Annotated in this window: 12 protein-coding genes and 1 pseudogene; 1 reads left to right on the top strand and 12 read right to left on the bottom strand. The window is 56.4% G+C overall.

The annotated features are described in order from the left end of the window. The coding region (locus AB3X94_RS35390; protein WP_368613938.1) for a hypothetical protein at positions 1–203 on the top strand (203 nt) is incomplete at its 5' end. Here the strand turns inward: AB3X94_RS35390 and AB3X94_RS35385 are convergent. The 12 genes and pseudogenes from AB3X94_RS35385 to AB3X94_RS35330 form a co-directional block, all read right to left on the bottom strand. Then, on the bottom strand, positions 169–1,491 hold the full coding sequence (locus AB3X94_RS35385; protein ID WP_368613937.1) for an IS5 family transposase: 1,323 nt from the start codon (positions 1,489–1,491) through the stop codon (positions 169–171). The two genes, AB3X94_RS35390 and AB3X94_RS35385, sit on opposite strands and share 35 nt — an antisense overlap. 389 nt (positions 1,492–1,880) lie before the next feature. After that, a complete protein-coding gene (locus tag AB3X94_RS35380) occupies positions 1,881–3,248 on the bottom strand; it encodes a carboxyl transferase domain-containing protein (RefSeq protein ID WP_368593729.1) in 1,368 nt (455 codons plus the stop codon). Between the two features lie 82 nt (positions 3,249–3,330). Beyond that, positions 3,331–4,674 carry an amidase family protein gene (locus AB3X94_RS35375; RefSeq protein WP_368593728.1) on the bottom strand — a complete coding sequence of 448 codons (1,344 nt, stop codon included), beginning with the start codon at positions 4,672–4,674 and terminating at the stop codon, positions 3,331–3,333. Positions 4,675–4,713: 39 nt separating this feature from the next. Next, positions 4,714–6,402 (bottom strand): FAD-dependent oxidoreductase, encoded by a 1,689-nt coding sequence (locus AB3X94_RS35370; RefSeq protein ID WP_368593727.1) that lies wholly within the window; start codon positions 6,400–6,402, stop codon positions 4,714–4,716. 558 nt (positions 6,403–6,960) lie between these two features. Next, positions 6,961–7,481, bottom strand: a pseudogene (locus AB3X94_RS35365) (transposase); the annotation flags it as partial. A gap of 96 nt (positions 7,482–7,577) precedes the next feature. Further along, positions 7,578–10,625 carry an efflux RND transporter permease subunit gene (locus tag AB3X94_RS35360; RefSeq protein WP_368593726.1) on the bottom strand — a complete coding sequence of 1,016 codons (3,048 nt, stop codon included), beginning with the start codon at positions 10,623–10,625 and terminating at the stop codon, positions 7,578–7,580. A gap of 11 nt (positions 10,626–10,636) precedes the next feature. Further along, positions 10,637–11,788 carry an efflux RND transporter periplasmic adaptor subunit gene (locus AB3X94_RS35355; RefSeq protein ID WP_368613936.1) on the bottom strand — a complete coding sequence of 384 codons (1,152 nt, stop codon included), beginning with the start codon at positions 11,786–11,788 and terminating at the stop codon, positions 10,637–10,639. A gap of 94 nt (positions 11,789–11,882) precedes the next feature. Next, on the bottom strand, positions 11,883–13,475 hold the full coding sequence (locus AB3X94_RS35350; protein ID WP_368613935.1) for an efflux transporter outer membrane subunit: 1,593 nt from the start codon (positions 13,473–13,475) through the stop codon (positions 11,883–11,885). Between the two features lie 213 nt (positions 13,476–13,688). Further along, positions 13,689–14,285 (bottom strand): adenylyl-sulfate kinase, encoded by a 597-nt coding sequence (gene cysC, locus AB3X94_RS35345; protein WP_176112460.1) that lies wholly within the window; start codon positions 14,283–14,285, stop codon positions 13,689–13,691. A gap of 180 nt (positions 14,286–14,465) precedes the next feature. Further along, complete coding sequence (gene nodU / locus AB3X94_RS35340) at positions 14,466–16,214, bottom strand: nodulation protein NodU (RefSeq protein ID WP_368613934.1); 1,749 nt, start codon at positions 16,212–16,214, stop codon at positions 14,466–14,468. Positions 16,215–16,227: 13 nt separating this feature from the next. Then, entirely contained in the window at positions 16,228–16,863 is a 636-nt protein-coding gene (gene nodS / locus AB3X94_RS35335) for a nodulation methyltransferase NodS (RefSeq protein ID WP_368593722.1), read from the bottom strand. A gap of 80 nt (positions 16,864–16,943) precedes the next feature. Continuing rightward, complete coding sequence (locus AB3X94_RS35330) at positions 16,944–17,534, bottom strand: NodA family N-acyltransferase (RefSeq protein ID WP_176112457.1); 591 nt, start codon at positions 17,532–17,534, stop codon at positions 16,944–16,946. Positions 17,535–17,616 lie beyond the last annotated feature (82 nt).

Below are 17,616 nucleotides of genomic sequence, written 5' to 3'. Positions count from 1 at the left end.
ATGATCCTCAGAAAGCTGCGGCGTTTTTACGTCCTTGTACTTGTCGCATTGCTCAACCGCTCCGCGGCTTCCGCTTCGACACCATGAACGGCGTCGTCGCCGAAAACGAATTATTCAGACCCGACTATGTAGTCCGTCCTGAACAATTCGTTTTGCCGAGCACCGTAGTTACGGGGATTGAAGCCGAGCAAGTCGGTGGTTGAACAAGGCGGTCAGAATGAAGGCGCAAAGAAGCCGCAGCTTCCTGAGGATCATCCGTAGATTGTGTCCTGCGCCGCACATCACCGCGTGCATCGCGTCGCCGAGCGCACCCTTGAGCCAGTTGCGATCGAGTTTTCCGTCTGTCTTCATGTGACCGATTGCTGGCTCGATTGCGCTGCGCCGTCTGATCATCGCGCGTAGTCCGCGTGTAATGCCCCGCCGCAAGCCCGGGTGGTAGATCTTCACACCATCGACGGCGACACCCTTGTAGCCACGGTCGACGATGGCGACCTCCGGCGTGGCGTCGCACAGGATTGCCGCCTGCTCCAGCGCTTCAGCCAGGGTGTGCCCGTCGTACGGATTGCCTGGCATCGAGCGCATGCCAACCACCAGTCCTTCCTTGTGGGTCGTCGCGATCGAAACTTTCACCCCGAACTCGTACGGCTTGCGCGCCTTGCCCTTGGCCAGGCACTCGACTTCCGGTGCATGCAGCGCATAAAGCTTGTTCTTGTCCTTCGGCTTCTGCGCCAGAATGCGTCTCGTGCGGGCGATCAGTTCCGTTAATTCAGCGCAGCCTAGGTCGGCCACCTGGTTGACCTGCCGCTCCACATCGCGCATCACCCGTCCAACGCGCGAGCGCAGCGTGCGCAGCGCTTTCCTCATGCGTTTGTACTGTTTCGCGTGAGCGTAGCGGCCAATCTGCAGCGCCAGATGCGGCGCCTCGCGGTTGTAGTTCTGCCTCAGGTTCAGACCGTGCCGTGCCGCGGCTTTCACCAGATGTTCGCGACACCGTTCGAGCAGGCGCGAATCGGTTGGGTGGGCAATCGCCTTCTCCATGACGGTCGTATCAACAATCACGCGCTTGACGCTCGAAGCCTTGATCACGCCAGCGCGTTTTGCTGCTTCGATCGTTTCGGCCAGCAACTCTTCAACGCCGGCTTCGCCCATTCGCTTGCGCCAACGCGTCAGGCTCGATGGGTCGATCGGAGGTTCGGTCTGCAAGTAGGTCTCGCCGGTGAACACCTGCCAGTACGGGTTCTCTACCCATTGCCAGACGACCTCTTCGTCGGACAGGTCGAACGCGTGCTGCAAATACAGCAACCCGGCGATCAGCCTCGGCGATGTCGCCGGTCGACCCTTGCGCGATACAAAGCTTTCGCTCATTGATGCGCCCAGTCGCTCCCAGTTGATCAGGTCGGCCAAACGTATCAACGGATGCTTCAGGTTGATCTGTTCGCGCAGCGGCTGGCGGAAAAAATCTCCCTCCGTCACAGGCGTCTTCGGACCCATTCGCACCTCGTCGAAAAATGCAGGATTCTCACGTTAATGTGCCAGGATCCTGCAAATCTCACAACACCAATTCGGCCTCAAAGCTCTGCCACGCAAGGCTCTCCGAATTGATCAGGCTCGACTATGTAGGTTACAGGTCGGCGTGCCAAACGCATCTGTCCTGGGAATCGTCCTGCTGAGCCTGACACGCAGCGCAATCTTGTTGATAGTGCGTGGACCCCGCCTAGCGCGATGAACGTGACATGCGTACATCGAATCGCCGGTTATCATTGCGGTGCCGGATGACCGTGGCGCGGCAACAGTCCGAAGAAGTCTGATCGCGGCAGTGCTACAACTTGGACACAATAGTCTGGCGAGTCGCGCATTGTCCCGCGATCAGAGCATCCGACTCAAGATCTGCCTCCTTCCGCGAACAAATATCTCGAAACCTGCTCCCTGGTATCTTCTATTTCAATGACGTCGGTAATCAGTCCACTGGCCTTCAACAGTTCGGGATTTTCGATTTCGTCGGTCAGCCTCTGTATTATGTCTCTTGTCGTTTCATCAAGTTCTGACATGACTTTTGTCATTGTATCGGGACTGAAAACACCAATGTGAGCCTGCGGATAAGCCAAGACTGCTACTGGGTTAAAGCCAGGGCCGCACATAGCATACACGCCTCCCGTGTACGCTTTTCTTGCAATGAGCAGCAACTTAGGTACTTTGCTTCGAACGTGTGCCCTGAACAAATCTGCCGCTGCAGAAAAAATCCCACTATTTTCGGCCTCTCGGCCTATCATAAATCCAGGGATGTCAGCAATAAAAATGATCGGTATCCTGACTTTCTCAGCCACACCAACCATTTTGACTATTTTGGTAGCGGATTGCCTGTGAATGGCACCGCCCTTATAGCGGGGATTGTTGGCAATGATAGCGATCGCGCTTCCTTTAATGGTCGCGTAGCCTGTCAACACTTCCTTTGCGTATTCCGGGCTAATTTCGGTGAAGCTGTCCTTGTCGACGAAAGAATGCAGCAACTGATGCATGTCATAGGGCGTACGATGATCCGATGGAATCAAGCTCTTGAAATCAGCTGCTTCGGGTTCTACATATCCCAGACCACGGTTCGCTCCGCGGTTGGCGCTGACGTGAAGCAACTGCCTTACACATCCGAATAGGTCTTCTTCATCTTCGAATACCAATTGAACTGAACCTGAGTGCTTGCTGTGAACGTCTGTTCCACCTAGCGAATAGAGATCTGAATCCTGAGCCAGCATGGCCTTCACCATATCGGGGCGACCCATGCACAAGGCGCCCTTTTTGGTCATCAACACCAAGTCAGCCAGCATCAGTGGTAAGGCCAAGGGGCCTGAGGTCGGGCCGAGTATGGCGGAAATTAGCAAATTCTTCTCGGCCAACTCCGCGAGGGATGCACTGACTCTGCCCATTCCAGTTGGTGACAAAAGCAGTTTCGACATGTCCGACGAAAGAACTTTTGTGGTATCGAAACTATCTGTCCCTCCGGGACGGTCCTGAACGTAAATCAATGGGGCGCAACTGTCCCGGGCCATCGTTACGGTCTTTATAATCTGCGTGGCGGTACCCCACTGTCCGCTTCCTCGGAATTCACAGTCTCTTCCCCGATTCATGACCAGAAACGTTCTTACGGAATTTATAGACCCTTCGCCGCAGATGAAATGACTTCTCTCGACAGGGTGATGGTCGACAAAACTACCGGCGTCAAAGAGAGTGTTTATTCTTTGCAATGAAATCTGCATTGGCTACCGCCTCCGAAACGGTGTGCGAATCGTTTGCTGCTGCCTGCGCATGAAACCTTTCGCAGTGAAGATGGCAGTCGTGTTACGACGAATTCAGAACGTCTTCTACAGACGTTGCCATAGTCAAGAGGCGGCGGTCCTGACCTCGTGGTGCGTCAAGGCTCAAACCAACGGGCAATGCGCCATGCGGAGCAACAGGAAGCGTAATCGAGGGCATCGCGGCATTGCTGGCCAAGTCGGTATTACGTATCACCTCCGAGAAAAGTTCGGGCCGCCCGGCATCGCTACAGTGGGGAACGCTGCGCGGAACCGTCGGGTATGCGAGAAAATCGATACCTTGGGTGGTGAACAGGTTTTTCATTTGTTGACGCAAAAGGCCCACATTCTGAATCGCAAAAGAATAATCCGCCGCAGAGATCATCTGCGCACTGAGGTTGCTGTGGACGATGTTGCGGACAGCTTCATCACGGATGTTATCGAATATCGTATTTATCCTGTTGGCCCAACCGAAGGAAAGCAATGTGCGTGGAAAGTCCATGAAGAATTCGTAAACGGGAATGGTGAAGGTTCCAATCCTATTTAAGTCAGCAACAGCAGAGTCGTCCAGATCAACGCACTCGAACCCCGCGCGGATGAGACGCGTGATCGCATGCCAACAATGCTTTCGGACATCTTCATTGATGTCACTCCACATGGACGCCGGAAGTCCTATGCGGCAAGGAGTACTCATCTGTTTTGCCGGAGGGCGAGTACCGGTTGACAGCAGCTCATATATCATCAACGCGTCCTTCGCCGTGCGCGTCAAAAGCCCAGGTGAATCTTTAGTGCGAGAAACTGGAACGATTCCAGCTGAAGACCAGTGACCGCTTGTAGGCCTGAAGCCGACAATGCCACAGAAGGCGGCCGGTATCCGCACTGAGCCGCCAGTGTCAGTTCCGATCGCCATCGGAACGATCCCGGCAGCCACCGCGGCCGCGCAACCGCCACTGCTTCCGCCCGCCAGATATCCCGGAGCCGTCGGGTTGCCCACCGTTCCCCACCTCGGATTGACCGATGTGATGCCAAAACTAAGTTCATGCATATTGTTCTTACCGGCGACGATTGCACCCAAGGATTTCAGTTTTCGGACGATAATGGCATCGCGTGTCGCTATGCATCCTTCCATCCCTGGCGTACCGGCAGTTACTGGAAGCCCGTTAGCACAAATATTGTCTTTCAATGAGAAGGGGATGCCATAGAGTGGTGCACCTTTCAGCACATCATTCGGCCTTGCGAAATGCGCATCGAGGTCGCGACTACCAATGAAACAATTCAGCTTCGACTGATTAGCATTGGCGCTAATTGCGTGCTTCCGCATGTCATCCGCAGAGATTTCACCATCGCGTATACCATCACAAAGCGATTGCAGAGTGTCTTCCGAATACATAAATAGTTCCAAAATAGCGTGTCGTCAGTGCATGCGATATTAGTAGTGATAGGCACTGCGTATTTCGTCGAGAGGATTGCCCCGTACAAGGTCTCCGCCTGTACTGCGTATAACGGCGCAGGCGCTATTGATAGCTGTCTGGACCGCCCCCTCGATCCAACCACCGGTGAATGAACAACCACATCCAGCCAAATATAGGCCAGTATCCGTTGCAAGGTCGTTTGCCGTCTGAAATTGAAAAAAAAGCCGCTGTGAGTACACATCTTCACCGGGATAGTTGAGTTTAAACGCACCGGAAGAATGGGGGTCAGTCAACCAGTCATGGTGAAGGATGGCATGCTCGTAGTCGTCATCCACGGGAGTCAGGTGCCGCGCAAGTTCAGGGTTGAATGTAGCAAGGGCGTCGACAAAACGCTCGCAGCGCTGCTTTTTGTCGGGGACACTTAGTAGCTTGTGCGCGTCGTCCTCCCACGTGTAGCTAAGCAAAACTACACCTGGACCGTCTGGCTTATCGGGCTCGTAGTCAAGGCAATATACCCCGCGCGCAAAACTGTCAGATTGAATTGTGACTGGCAAATCGTTACCGAGCCAAAATTTACCATGTGTAAGCATGAATAGTTTTGATGACCCGGTGAGATGCGTTTCTCTAACGGCTCGTGAGACGTCTCGACTGAGAAACGTCTCGTCGTCGGTCAGGCCGTGAACCATCTGCATTGTCCTTGTGTTGCTGGTAACGATAACTCGGTCAAAGGTCATGATTTCGCCCGCGTCAGTTATCAGCCTTATCTTTCCGTCTTCTTTGTAGATACGGCCCACGCCATTGAAGCGAACCCGGTCAGCAACGGTGCATTCTCCGATCTTCTCTGCTGCGAGGCACTCAGCTAGTGTAGAAATTCCGCAAGAGACCAAGCGCTGATCGTCCATGTAGCCATTGATGACGAGCCGCAGTATTTCGGTGAATGCCGCCTGATAAACAGGAAGGAAGCCTCCAGAGCCTATGCCCAAAGAACCGAATAGTTCAAAGTCGTCAGGCCGTTCCCAGCGGATGTCTCCGGGCGGGCGAGATCCAGTGAAGATGGCCACGATGGCTGCGTAGAAAGAACTGTCACGAAACACGTCGAGCCACGTTTGCCATTCCGCTCGGGCTTTCTCAAACCGGCCTGACCTCAACATTGCGGTGATTTTTGCGGGAGCAACTAGAGACGTACCGTTGATCACGCATCCTTCCTGCAAAAAGGTTCTCCAGCCTTGGTAGACGACTCTGAATAATGGGGGCGGCGGTTCTCCCGCGCGCCAGATATGGCGAGTACCGCGATAGTGCAATTCGGTATCGACCATTCCCGGATCCGGGAAAGAGGCTGTCGTCGAAATGCCGTATCTGTCAAGGTAATGAAAAAGACCGGTCGCACTCGGAGGAAATCTCATTGCACCCATTTCAGCGATGAGATGCGGGTACCGTGGATCAAAAGGTTGTGACCATACTCTACCTCCGATGCGATCGCGGGCTTCAAACACGGTGACATCGGTGACACCTGCTCGCATCAATTCTGCCGCGGCCAGAAGCCCGCTAATGCCGGCCCCCACGATTGCAACCCGCGGCGTCTGTACACTGGGTGAAAACGAACCAATTGCTCCTTCTGATTTGCAAATCTCGAGGAAAGGAGCGTAGTCGTACAATAGGTCAATAGTCGGTGATGCAATTTGTGAAGATGCGGCGCAGTTTTTCATGAATTATCTCCCTTTTGAGTGCCTCTACCCGTCCAAAAGACGATCGCTGAGATTAACGCTACGATTTAGATAAGACAGGTAAAGATTGCTTATTTCGTTGCCAATAACTCCGTTGTCTGTCAGGACAAACCGCTATTTATCTTTAATACCCGTGAATGCCACGATAGCAAATCGTCTGCCTCAGGATCAAACAAATAAAATTGATGCTTGTGAAAAGATATCGTGAGGTCACAACCGGTCGTCTATTTTTTGTCGCCGCCGAGTTGCCTAAACATCGCTTGCGAAGACGTGAAGGCAATGTCGCAACGAGGCGAGCGTCGGGATGTCGACTGCAAAAGATTACCTCGTGCTCGATATCGACTAACTTGACGACGAGACACCATGGGCATATAGCTTTCGGACTGGACTCAATTGCGGGTTGGGGGCCTGGAGTGGAGTTGCCCTGTAACCCCGGGGAAAACGCACATCGTCTTCAAGAACGAGTGAGCCATACCATTGCTGTGGGCCAGTGTACGTGCGTGGTCAGCGGATGCGGGGGGGGGGGGGCTATGTCGTTCGTCAAGCGTTAGGGGCGGATTTTGGTTGATAGAAGTGCCGTCGCGCAGCATTGCGAACAACACGTCGCAGCGTCGTCTGGCAAGGGCAATGAGCGCATGATTGTGGCGATTGCCCTGCTAGACCTTACGAGCGTAATAGTCCCTCGAGACTGGATCTCGCAAGGCGGCAAAGGCCGAGAGGAAGAGCGCTCTCTTGAGCACCTTGTTGCCCCGCCTGGATGGATGCTCGCCACGGATGGACGAACCTGAGCGTCGTGTGACCGGGGCGAGGCCGGCGTAGGCGGCGAGATGCGCGGCTGAAGCAAAGGCTTTGTGAGCGACTTCAGTGAGGAGTCTGGCGGCGGTCCTGACGCCGACTCCGGGCATACTGGTCAGGACCGGCCAAAGAGGGTGTGCATGTACCAGGCGTTCTACTTCGCTGGCGACCTCGTCGCGTTGCTTGCGCAAGGACGCGAGTTGCTGGGCCAGACGTGGCATGACGATTGTTGCGGCCTGCGTGCCGGGCACGGTCACCGCCTGTTCGCCGCGTGAAGGCAGTCCTTGCAGTCATCGCAAGCTGCTTGCTCCAGCCACACCGCGGCGCGAGGAGTGCGCGAAAAATTGCACAGTTGATGGCGGTCACGTCATTGCTGTTGTCTTCTCGTGATGTTCTGCACCTAACAACATGTACATCGACGGGACAACGAACAGTGTGAACAGAGTGCCGATCGACAGTCCTGTGAATATTACCAGTCCGATCGCGTTGCGCCCTGCCGCGCCGGCGCCGGACGCAATCACTAGCGGCAGAACACCAAGCACCATGGCGGCTGTAGTCATGACGATCGGGCGCAGGCGCCCGCCTGCCGCTTCTTCAAGAGCTTCGCGCTTGCTGCGGCCTGAACGCTGTAACTCATTCGCGAACTGCACGATGAGAATGCCATGCTTGCTGATAAGCCCCATGAGTGTGACCAGTCCGACTTGCGTGTAGATGTTGAGCGTGGAAACGCCGATGTTAATGAAGATCAGCGCACCGAACAACGCCAACGGCACTGATACCAGAATGACGATGGGATCGCGGAAGCTTTCAAACTGCGCCGCGAGTGCAAGGAACACAATGACCGCTGCGAACATCAGAGTGATTAGGAAGCCGCCGGACTCGTGCATGAATTGGCGCGAAAGTCCGGAATAGTCCATGTTGTATCCTGAGGGAGCGACGCGGGTTGTGGCGTTGCGCAGGAACTCGAGTACTTCGCCCTGCGAAACGCGGGGTGCGGCTACGGCCGAGATCGTTGCCGAATTCATTTGCTGAAAATGGTTGATGGATTCGGGCACAACCGTCGACTTCAGATGCGAGACAGTCGAAGCAGGAATCATACTGCCGTCGGAAGTGCGCAGGTTGTAGTCTAATAGCTGCGATGGGTTCATTCGGTCGACCTGCTGAAGCTGCGGAATCACCTTGTACGAACGGCCGGCGACCGAGAAATAGTTCGCGTAGTTACCACCGAGCGCAGCTCCGAGCGCCTGTCCCATGTCGCTTTGCGTAAGGCCGAGCGAGGCGACCTTGTCGCGGTCGACCATCAGAACGGTCTCGGGCTTGTCGATCTTTAGGTCACTGTCGACAAAGAGGAACATGCCGCTTTCGCGCGCCTGTTGCAAAACCGCTTGGGTCACTTCGTTGAGGTTATCGAAAGGCTCCGTCGTGTTGATCACGAACTGCACCGGGAAGCCTTGCGCACCGGGCAGGGGTGGAAGCTGGAAAGCAGCAACTCGCGCGCCGGCGATGCCATTCCACTTCTGTTGAAGCTCCTGTTGCAACTCGGAGGCACCTCTCTTTCGCCTGTCCCATGTCGTGAAGAGCACGCCGCCGAAGCCCTGATTCAATGTCGGCGCGCCTGTCAACTGAAACATCTGCGCATACTCGGGCAATTGCTTAGATATCTGGAAAACCTGGTCGGCATACATCTGCATCTGTTGAATCGTCGCATTGGGTGGTCCCTGGATCAGCGACAGTACGATGCCTTGGTCCTCCTGGGGGGCGAGTTCGGACTGTGACGTCGCAAATAAATAGATGGTCCCGCATAACAGTATTGCACCCATCACGACGAATACGGTCCATGTGTCCAGTATCGAGCGCAGGAGCCGCATATAACCCCGGTGCACTTTCTCAAACTGCTGATGGACGAGACGGTTGAAGCGTCCGGGTTGCTGCTCGTGGTGAAAGAGTCGCGAGCACATCATTGGCGATAGGCTTAGCGCGACCACGCCCGACATAGTGACCGCGGTTGCCAGTGTAAATGCGAACTCCGTGAACAGTGCGCCCGTCAGTCCGCCTTGGAAGCCAATGGGGAGATAGACGGCAATCAACACAACAGTCATTGCGAGTATCGGGCCACTGAGTTCACGCGCGGCGATGAGCGCGGCATCGAAGGGACGCTTGCCCCCGGTCGTCAGGTGTCGGTCGAAATTCTCAACCACGATGATCGCGTCATCGACCACGAGTCCGACCGCGAGCACCAGCGCGAGCAGCGTCAGTAGATTAATGGAGTAGCCGAGCAACTGCATCGTAAAGAATGTGCCGATCAGAGACAGCGGCATCGCGAACAAGGGCACTATCACCGCGCGGAAGCTGCCGAAGAACAGGTAAATCACTAGCGTTACGATCAGTAGTGCCTCGACGAGCGTCTTCATCACTTCGTCGATGGCAGTCTCGATAAAGTCCGTGGCATCATAGACGATGTCGCTCGACACACCCGTGGGGAGGTGCTTCTGCAGATCAGGGAACACAGCTTTGACGCGTTTCGCTACTTCGAGCAGGTTCGCGTCGGGCGCTACCTTGATCCCAATGAACACCGAGCGTTTTCCACTAAAAGCGACATCGGAGTCGTAGTTGTCCGCACCCAACACAACATTGGCGACATCCTCTAGGCGTACGATCGCGCCGTTCTTCTGCTTGATAACCAGCTTCCTGAAGTCTTCGACGGAATGCAGATCGGTACCGGCGTTTAGACTGACGCTGGTCATCTGGCCTTTGGTTGCTCCGAGCGTCGCCAGATAGTTGTTGTTGCCGAGTGCGGTGTAGACGTCAGAAGCCGTCACGTTGTGCGCTGCGAGCTTGGTGGAATCAAGCCACGCGCGCAACGCGAACTGACGGCCGCCGAGAACCTCTGCGGTTTGCACGCCCTGAATTGAATCGAGCTTCGGCTTGACAACGCGCAGCAGATAGTCCGTGACGTTGTTGCTTGGCAGGACATCGCTGTAGAAGCCCATATATATCGTGTCAGTAGTCTGGCCGACCTGAATCGTCAACACTGGCTGTTGCGCTTGGGGTGGCAACTGGTTCCGCATAGACGTGATTTGGGTATTGATCTCTGTTAGCGCGCGGTTCGGATCGTAGTTCAGGCGGAGAGTCGCGGTGATACTTGAGACACCCGTGCTACTCTTCGACGACATGTAATCGATGCCTTGCACCTGTGCGATCGCGGCTTCGAGCGGCTGAGTAACGAAGCCGGCCATCGTCTCGGCGCTAGCGCCATAGTACGAGGTGGTGATGGTAACGACGCCAGTGCCAGTCTGGGGATATTCGCTAACCTTGAGTGTCGACAGGGAACGTAAGCCCAGCACGAGGATGAACAGGCTCACCACGGACGCGAGGACCGGCCGTTTGATAAAGATATCGGTGAAATCCATCTGAGGAACTCTTATTGTTCTTGGGGCGTCGGAGCAGGACTGTCTGCCGGCAACACGCGATTGTCGATCACGAGCGGTGTGCCGTTCTTCAGCTTGAGCTGGCCGCTCGTTACCACTAGTGCGCCATCGTCTAAGCCCTTCAGGATCGCAACCTGATCGCCGCGCGTGGGTCCTGGCGTTACGAAGATTTGTTGCGCAACGGGCATCGTTTTGCCGCGTGCGTCCTTATGCTCGCCCGGTTTGATGACGAAAACTGTTGCCCCGTAGGGATTGTAAGTGATTGCCGTTTGCGGCAGTGTCAGGTAGCGCTGCTCGTGACCAACATCGACTTTTACGCTAGCGTACATCCCCGGCAACAGTTTGCGCTCGCGGTTGTCGAGGGCCGCTTCGACCTCCACGTTGCGCGTCGTGCTGTCGAGGCGCGGGTTGATAGCGCGGATCTTACCCACGAAGCCGTGGCTCACGAATGCACTTGCATTTACGGCGACGCTCTGTCCCACCTGCAGTTGACCGAGTTCCTGCTGGGGCAGGTGAAAGTCGACGTAGATGGGATCGATAGCTTGCAATGTAACGATGGCGTCGCCCGGATTGATATACTGGCCCGGATTGACTGTCGTGATGCCCACGCGTCCCGCGAAGGGGGCGCGAACCGTTTTTTTCTCGACCAGTGCGGCCTGCTGTTCGACTTGTGCTCGTTTGCTTCTCAGGTCGGCGGCATCAGTATCGACTTGCGCCCTGGCAATCGCCTGAATGTCGTACTGTGCTGTGTCGCGGTTATAGACGGTTTGCGATAGGTCGGCGGCAGCTCTTAGCGAGGCGAGCTGCGCGCGGTCCGAGCGGTCGTTCAGACGCACGAGCACCTGTCCGGCCTTGACTTCCTCGCCGGACTTGAATGCGATCTCGCGAACTAGTCCAGCCACTTCACTCGTCACGTCGACACCGCGCACGGCACGCAGGCTGCCCACAGCGGCAAGCTGTGGCTGCCATGTCTGATAGCTCACGACGGCGGACGTGACGGTAGCAGCCGGCACCGCGTTGTGCGCCATGAATTTCCGGATCATATGCGCCTTGTACAGGTTGAAACCGATCAGCGCGCCAAGCAGAGCGCCCATGCAGATCAGCATGGTGATCATCCGTTTTGCTGTTGGTTTATTTGTCGTCATCGTCGTGTCCTTGCACGGCAAACTGATATGGAACAGATCCCGTTGGACGCGCAGCATTGGAAACCATGCGGGGCGCGGCAAGCAGAAAGAGAGTTCACTGCGGGTTGATATCGGAGTCCGCCTGTCCTGTCTGGATCCTCGCAGTGTCGCTCCACCAGCCGCCACCCAGTGCTTCGAACAATGCCGCCGTGTCTGCGTAGCGTGCAGCGCGCGCTTGGGTGAGATTGACGATGGTCTGCTGGTATTGACGCTGCGCATCGAGCAGAGCTAGATAACTGACACCGCCGGCACGAAACTGGCCACGCGTCAGCTCGAGCGAGCTGCTGGCTGCACGCCACGCTTCGGTTTGCGCGGCGAGTGCGGTTGCATCGTGATCGAGTGCGCGGAGCGTGTCCGCGACATCTTCGAATGCAAGCAGTATCGTTTGCCTGTATTGCCCGTTGGCCTCATCGAAGGCGGCTTCCGCCGCGCGCCTTTTAGCGCTCAGTTGGCCTCCGTTAAAGATCGGCTGAGTGAGTCCCGCGCCGATGTTCCAGATCATGTCCGCGTACTTCAGCATGCCCGCTGGCGTTAACGATTGCGGGCCGTAGTTTGCGGACAGCGTAAGCTGCGGATACATGTTCGCGGTTGCGACGCCGACCTGGGCGCTCGCCTGACGCAGCAGGGCTTCCGCAGCCAGGATGTCCGGACGTTGACGGACGAGCGACGAAGGGAGGGCGACGGGTAAGCTCTGCGGTAGGGTGAACATCGACAGCCTGAACTCGGGAACGCTGTTATCGCTAGGCGGTTTACCCGCGAGCACGGCAAGCTGATGTCGCGCCCGATCGAGAGACTGCCGCAGTGGCGGCAGGGTAGCGCGCGTTTGTGCGAGCAACGTTTCCTGCGAGAGCACGGCCACGCGACCCACCCCGCCGAACTCAAGCTGCTTACGCAATACACCGAGCTGAGTCTCCTCATCCGTGGCGATACGCTCGGTCGCGTCAATCTGCTCGCGGAGGGAAGCTTCCCTGACCGCAGCGGTGACGATGTTCGCTGACAGCGCCAGGTATGTGCCCTGTAGCTGCAAACTCTGGAAGTCGACCTGCGCGCCCAGCGCCTCGAGTTCGTGCCGTGCAGCCCCGAAGAGATCCAGGTTGTAGGAAACGTTCACTGATGCGTTGTACAGACTTAGTATTCTGTTCAGGCTGGGCTGGCCTAGGGTCGTGCCATTGAGCTTTTCGCGAGTAGCATTGAGCTTGACATCGATGGCGGGATATAGATCGATCCCTGTTTGCGCGCGCAGATTTTCGCTCGCGTGGCGCAGCGCCGCGCGGGCTGCAGCGATATTCGGGCTATTTGAGAGGGCCTCGCGTATCAGCGCGTCGAGGGGCTCGCAACGGTAAAGGGTCCACCATTGTGCAGGCAGCTCGCCGCCAGCCTTGAACTGCTGCGCAAGACCCGTCGAACCGGGCGACGAAACCGTGTGTTCGGGTAGGGCCGTCGGTGTATAGCTGTCGGTCGCGGGCGGCGCGGGAGTGCGATATTCGGGGCCGACTGTGCAGCCGGAAAGTGAATAGACTAGTGAAAGCAGGGCAGTGATTGATGCGGCACGGCCGAAAGACCGATTTGCTGCCGGAAGCAACGCTGCGTCGCGCAACCGCGACCGCGATCGTCCGCGATAGCAATTGAGATTGCCGTAATCAATCATCTGTCTACCTTGGTCCGCGTGAGCACAGTGCAATCAGATGGGTGGCTGAAGAAACTCACGTCCCTGGCACCGGGTTCGCTGGAAGGAGGGTATGCAAAGTGCGAGTGTCGACGTTTCGCCCGCTCCGGCAACTGGCGTCGATCGAGCCGCTCGCCATGAACATCGGGTTATCGAATCCAGTTCTGCGGCGTGCCCACACTCGTCTCGCTCCAACTAGCGGCTATTGAGCCAGTTCACCACAAGGTCCGCGCCTTCATCGATGGACTTCGAACATGTGTCGATGAATACGTCCGGGACCGTCGGCTGTTCATACGGCGAGTCGATGCCGGTGAAATGCTGTATGGCGCCAGTTCTCGCAAGCCGATACAGTCCCTTGGGATCGCGAGCTTCGGCTACGGCCAAACTAGCGTGAACGTGGATTTCGGCGAAACGGTGCCTACCCGCGGTGGATCTGGCGAGTTCCCGATCGCGACGGAACGGCGAAATGAGGCACACTAGCACTACGAGTCCCGCGTCAGCCATCAATTTTGCAACTTCGGCCACGCGCCGCACGTTCTCGTGGCGATCCGCATCCGCAAAGCCGAGATCCTTGCATAGACCGAGCCTGATAGAGTCTCCATCGAGAATGTAGGTGAGTTGGCCGGACGCATGCAGTAGTGCCTCGACCTTGTCGGCAATCGCCGACTTTCCAGCTGCCGACAGCCCTGTGAACCACAGGATGGCGGGCGTTTGCCGGAGCAATCGTCCTCTCGACTCCGGCTGAATCCGGAAGCCGTGCACATGACGATCTGAAACGGAGGTCTTCTTCATACTTGCCTACGATAGGGGGTGAAACCGCTGTTGGAAGCAAAGGCGTCCGCTCTGCATCGCGGCGTCGGAGCAGTGTGGTGGGCATCGGTATGGCAATATAGAAAATCTTGGCATTGAGGGATGCTGCCGCTGTCTGTGCGGTTCGTCCGTGAAAGAAAGTCCCTGACGCACTCACTCAAGTCACGCCCCGAGCGGTGCGGCTACGGCCCGCTCAAACCGGCCGTCAGAACCTGGTTCGTCGATTGACGATGGCAGGCCAGTGCTACATGCCTTGCTCAATAAAAGACCGTCGCACCATACATGTTCGACACCTCCCCACTCGCAGGCTGAAGCAGCGTCCGGAAAGAAGCCACGTCCATGATAGTTGGCACTGGTGTTACATAGCAAAGGAACGCCAGTGAGTCTTTCGTATTCAATTAGGAGTTGCGCCACGGGATGCGCGGAAGTTCTTGCAATGGTTTGCAACCGCGCCGATCCGTCGAGATGCACTACGGCGGGGATCCTCTCCCGCCATTCCTCGCGCGTCTGATGATCGAACAGCATGTAGGGGTCTGGAGTACCGGGACAAAAGACGGCAATCGCCTGATCTTCAAGACATATTGGTGCTACCGGACGAAAATGCTCCCGATGCTTCACCGCGTTGAGGAAGTCCTTCATCGCAGGGGACGTCGCAGCAGCGAGAATGCTTCGAGCACCCAACGCTCGGGGTCCCAGCTCTGCCCTGCCGGCTAGGAAGACGACGGGTTGATTTTCAGCGAGTACGCCGGCGAGTTGTGCAATGGAGCAAGGGGACGCTGTCCATCCGGGCGGCACGTCACCAGTTTTCACTGCTGGCCCGCTATAGATCGACCATTCCAACGGCAGGAAGCCTTTGTTCGCTGCCATCGAGCAGCAAGCGGCGCCAATCGCAGACCCACTATCGTTCGGAAAAGGCGGAATCCAGATTGCGTCAAAAAGACGACTCTCACGTAGTGCGCTGTTCCATTTGATGTTAAGACCGCATCCGCCAGAGATGCACAAGTTCCGCGGCTCGAAAATCGGATGGCGTGAGAGCGCTGCCTCCATTCCTTGAACCAGAAGACGCTCGAGGAATACGTGAAAGGAAGCAAGTATGTCTTCTTGAGGCTTGGCCTCCAATTGTGGAACGCATTCTTGGAAAAAGTCGCGTATAGCTGCGAGAGATCTTTCTGGTATGCGGACATTCTCGCGGTAGTCTTGCGCAAGTTCGGTGTCGCCGGCAAAGCGTTGCTCATAAAGCTCCCGAAAGACTGCAATGATGCCTTCGTCGACCGACCCGAGCGCGATGTATGCCATAAGCTTGCCGGCGACGCCCAGGTCCCAGTCAGCGCCGCTCGCCTTCTTATAGGGCCCGAAATGATGTCCAGCCGCCGCGTACATTTGGCCGATAACTGGGAACAGGCAATTGACGAGGCGTGCTTCGTCCGGTCGCACATAGTACAGTCTTGGGACCATGCCGCCATCCCAGACTAGGCAGTATGCAGGCTCCCCGCCTATCGCGAACGGACTGGTGCAGTACGCGGACGCGACATGGCCCGAAACATGAGGGTAGCTCTGATACGAATACGATTGTTCGGCGATTAACAGGCCGGTGCGTTCGAGCGGATGGAGGAGATCGTCGGCCCTGCGTTCGATATAGGGAGCACCTTTCAAGATCACAGGCGTACGGCCGCTGAGAGTGCGAAATTCCGACTCTATCTCGCCGTCCCAGCCATCAATTACAAACTGATCGATGTCATCGACACGCAGCCCGTGTTCGCTCAGCACTGTTGCAACTACGTCGAGATTCCCGATTTCCTGATATCGCGGGTTATTGTGCCGCTTCTCCTGTTCGATGCAAAAAAGGAGCTTTCCATCCTCCACAACAGCGATGGCTCCATCGTGTGTCAGTTTGATGCCGCAGATGCGCATAGTATCTCCCGCTCTAACGGAGGAAATTCGGTTGATTTGTAAAATCCATCGGGCTCCGGAAGCGCGCGAGCATGCAATCCTCATTGGACGACCGCCCGATGCACTGCACGCGCTTGACTTCGGTCAGCTCTTCCCGTAGCATTTCGAGCACCGTTTCCGCCCCGGCGATGTGGCCCCACCGCCGGCAATTGGCGTCAACAGCCGATCCGAATACCAACTGCCCGTTGGGCGCAAGCATGCGCGCCAAGCTCTGCACAGTGGCCCGTACCTCGGCGATGCTTCCGAGGTAATAAAGAACCTCCGCGACAACTATCAGATCGAACTTATCCGGAGCCGAAAAGCGCTGGATGTCTGATACGATCCAAGTGATATTGGCCGATTCCATTAGCCGTGCGCGTGTTCGCGCAATCGCTTCTGGAACTACATCGATGACGGTGAGCCGTCGACAGTGAGGCGCCAGCTTTTCCGTGAACGCCCCGCTCGCACATCCGACTTCGAGTGCATTTGTGACGATGCCCTCGGCAAGTGCCAATCGAAGCATTTGCCTGTGGCGCTCGAATTCGAACGGGTTACTGTCCAGCCGCCACGGATCGTTGGAGTTCAATTCGCGAAGCAGCAAGTCGAAATTCGCTACATGTGTCAAGTTCACATACCTCGATAGCGGTTTACTATAAGGACAATTGCATGGGGGCGTCGGCTCCACCGCCTTCTGTGGTGAAGCGCCAGCCTTCATAGCTCCGGACCATTGCGCTCGATTGCACTCCCCTCTGGCCACTGGCTCATCGGGCTACCAATCGGCATGATTACCGCAAGGACGTCTTCAGTGCGTGTCGGGGGCAAATCTAGACGAACGTCGGCCAGAGTTGACCGCACCCGCACGCCCGAGACGACCGTTCCCAATCCATGCCGACACAACCTCGCGATATGGTTCTTCAACTCATGGCGCACCGTGCCGAATGCGAATGGAACCCGAAGGCCCTGCAGTGCCGGATACATCGCGCGGATCGAATGGCTGATGCCGAGTCCTTCGAGATCCGGACGAACTCCGTAAAGTCCCAGTTCGGCTACAAGAACATCGACCGTGCCAACCTTGATGAACCGGCGCAGCGAGCCCATGTGAGCCGCCACCCCTTGCGAATCGTAGGCAATCGCACGGAGTTCGGGCCGCGCACCAGCCCAACTCCGGCTGCCCTCGAAAGGTCTTGCGTTAAAAGATCCAGTTGGTCCATACGTTGCCCGAAAGAACTCGGACAATTCTATGTGGTCCGAGAGCCCTAGCTCATTTTCCCAATACAGTCTCCATTGCACAGTTGAGGCCATTTGAAGTTACCCTATAACAATATGTTCATACGCCACTCGCTGAACACTGAACCGGAACAGTGGGCCATACACATCGGAGTTC

The sequence above is a fragment of the Paraburkholderia sp. BR10923 genome (genome assembly GCF_040948765.1).
Taxonomy (GTDB): domain Bacteria; phylum Pseudomonadota; class Gammaproteobacteria; order Burkholderiales; family Burkholderiaceae; genus Paraburkholderia; species Paraburkholderia youngii.
Note: the sequence above shows the minus strand (reverse complement) of the source record. Positions and strands in the feature narration are given on the sequence as shown.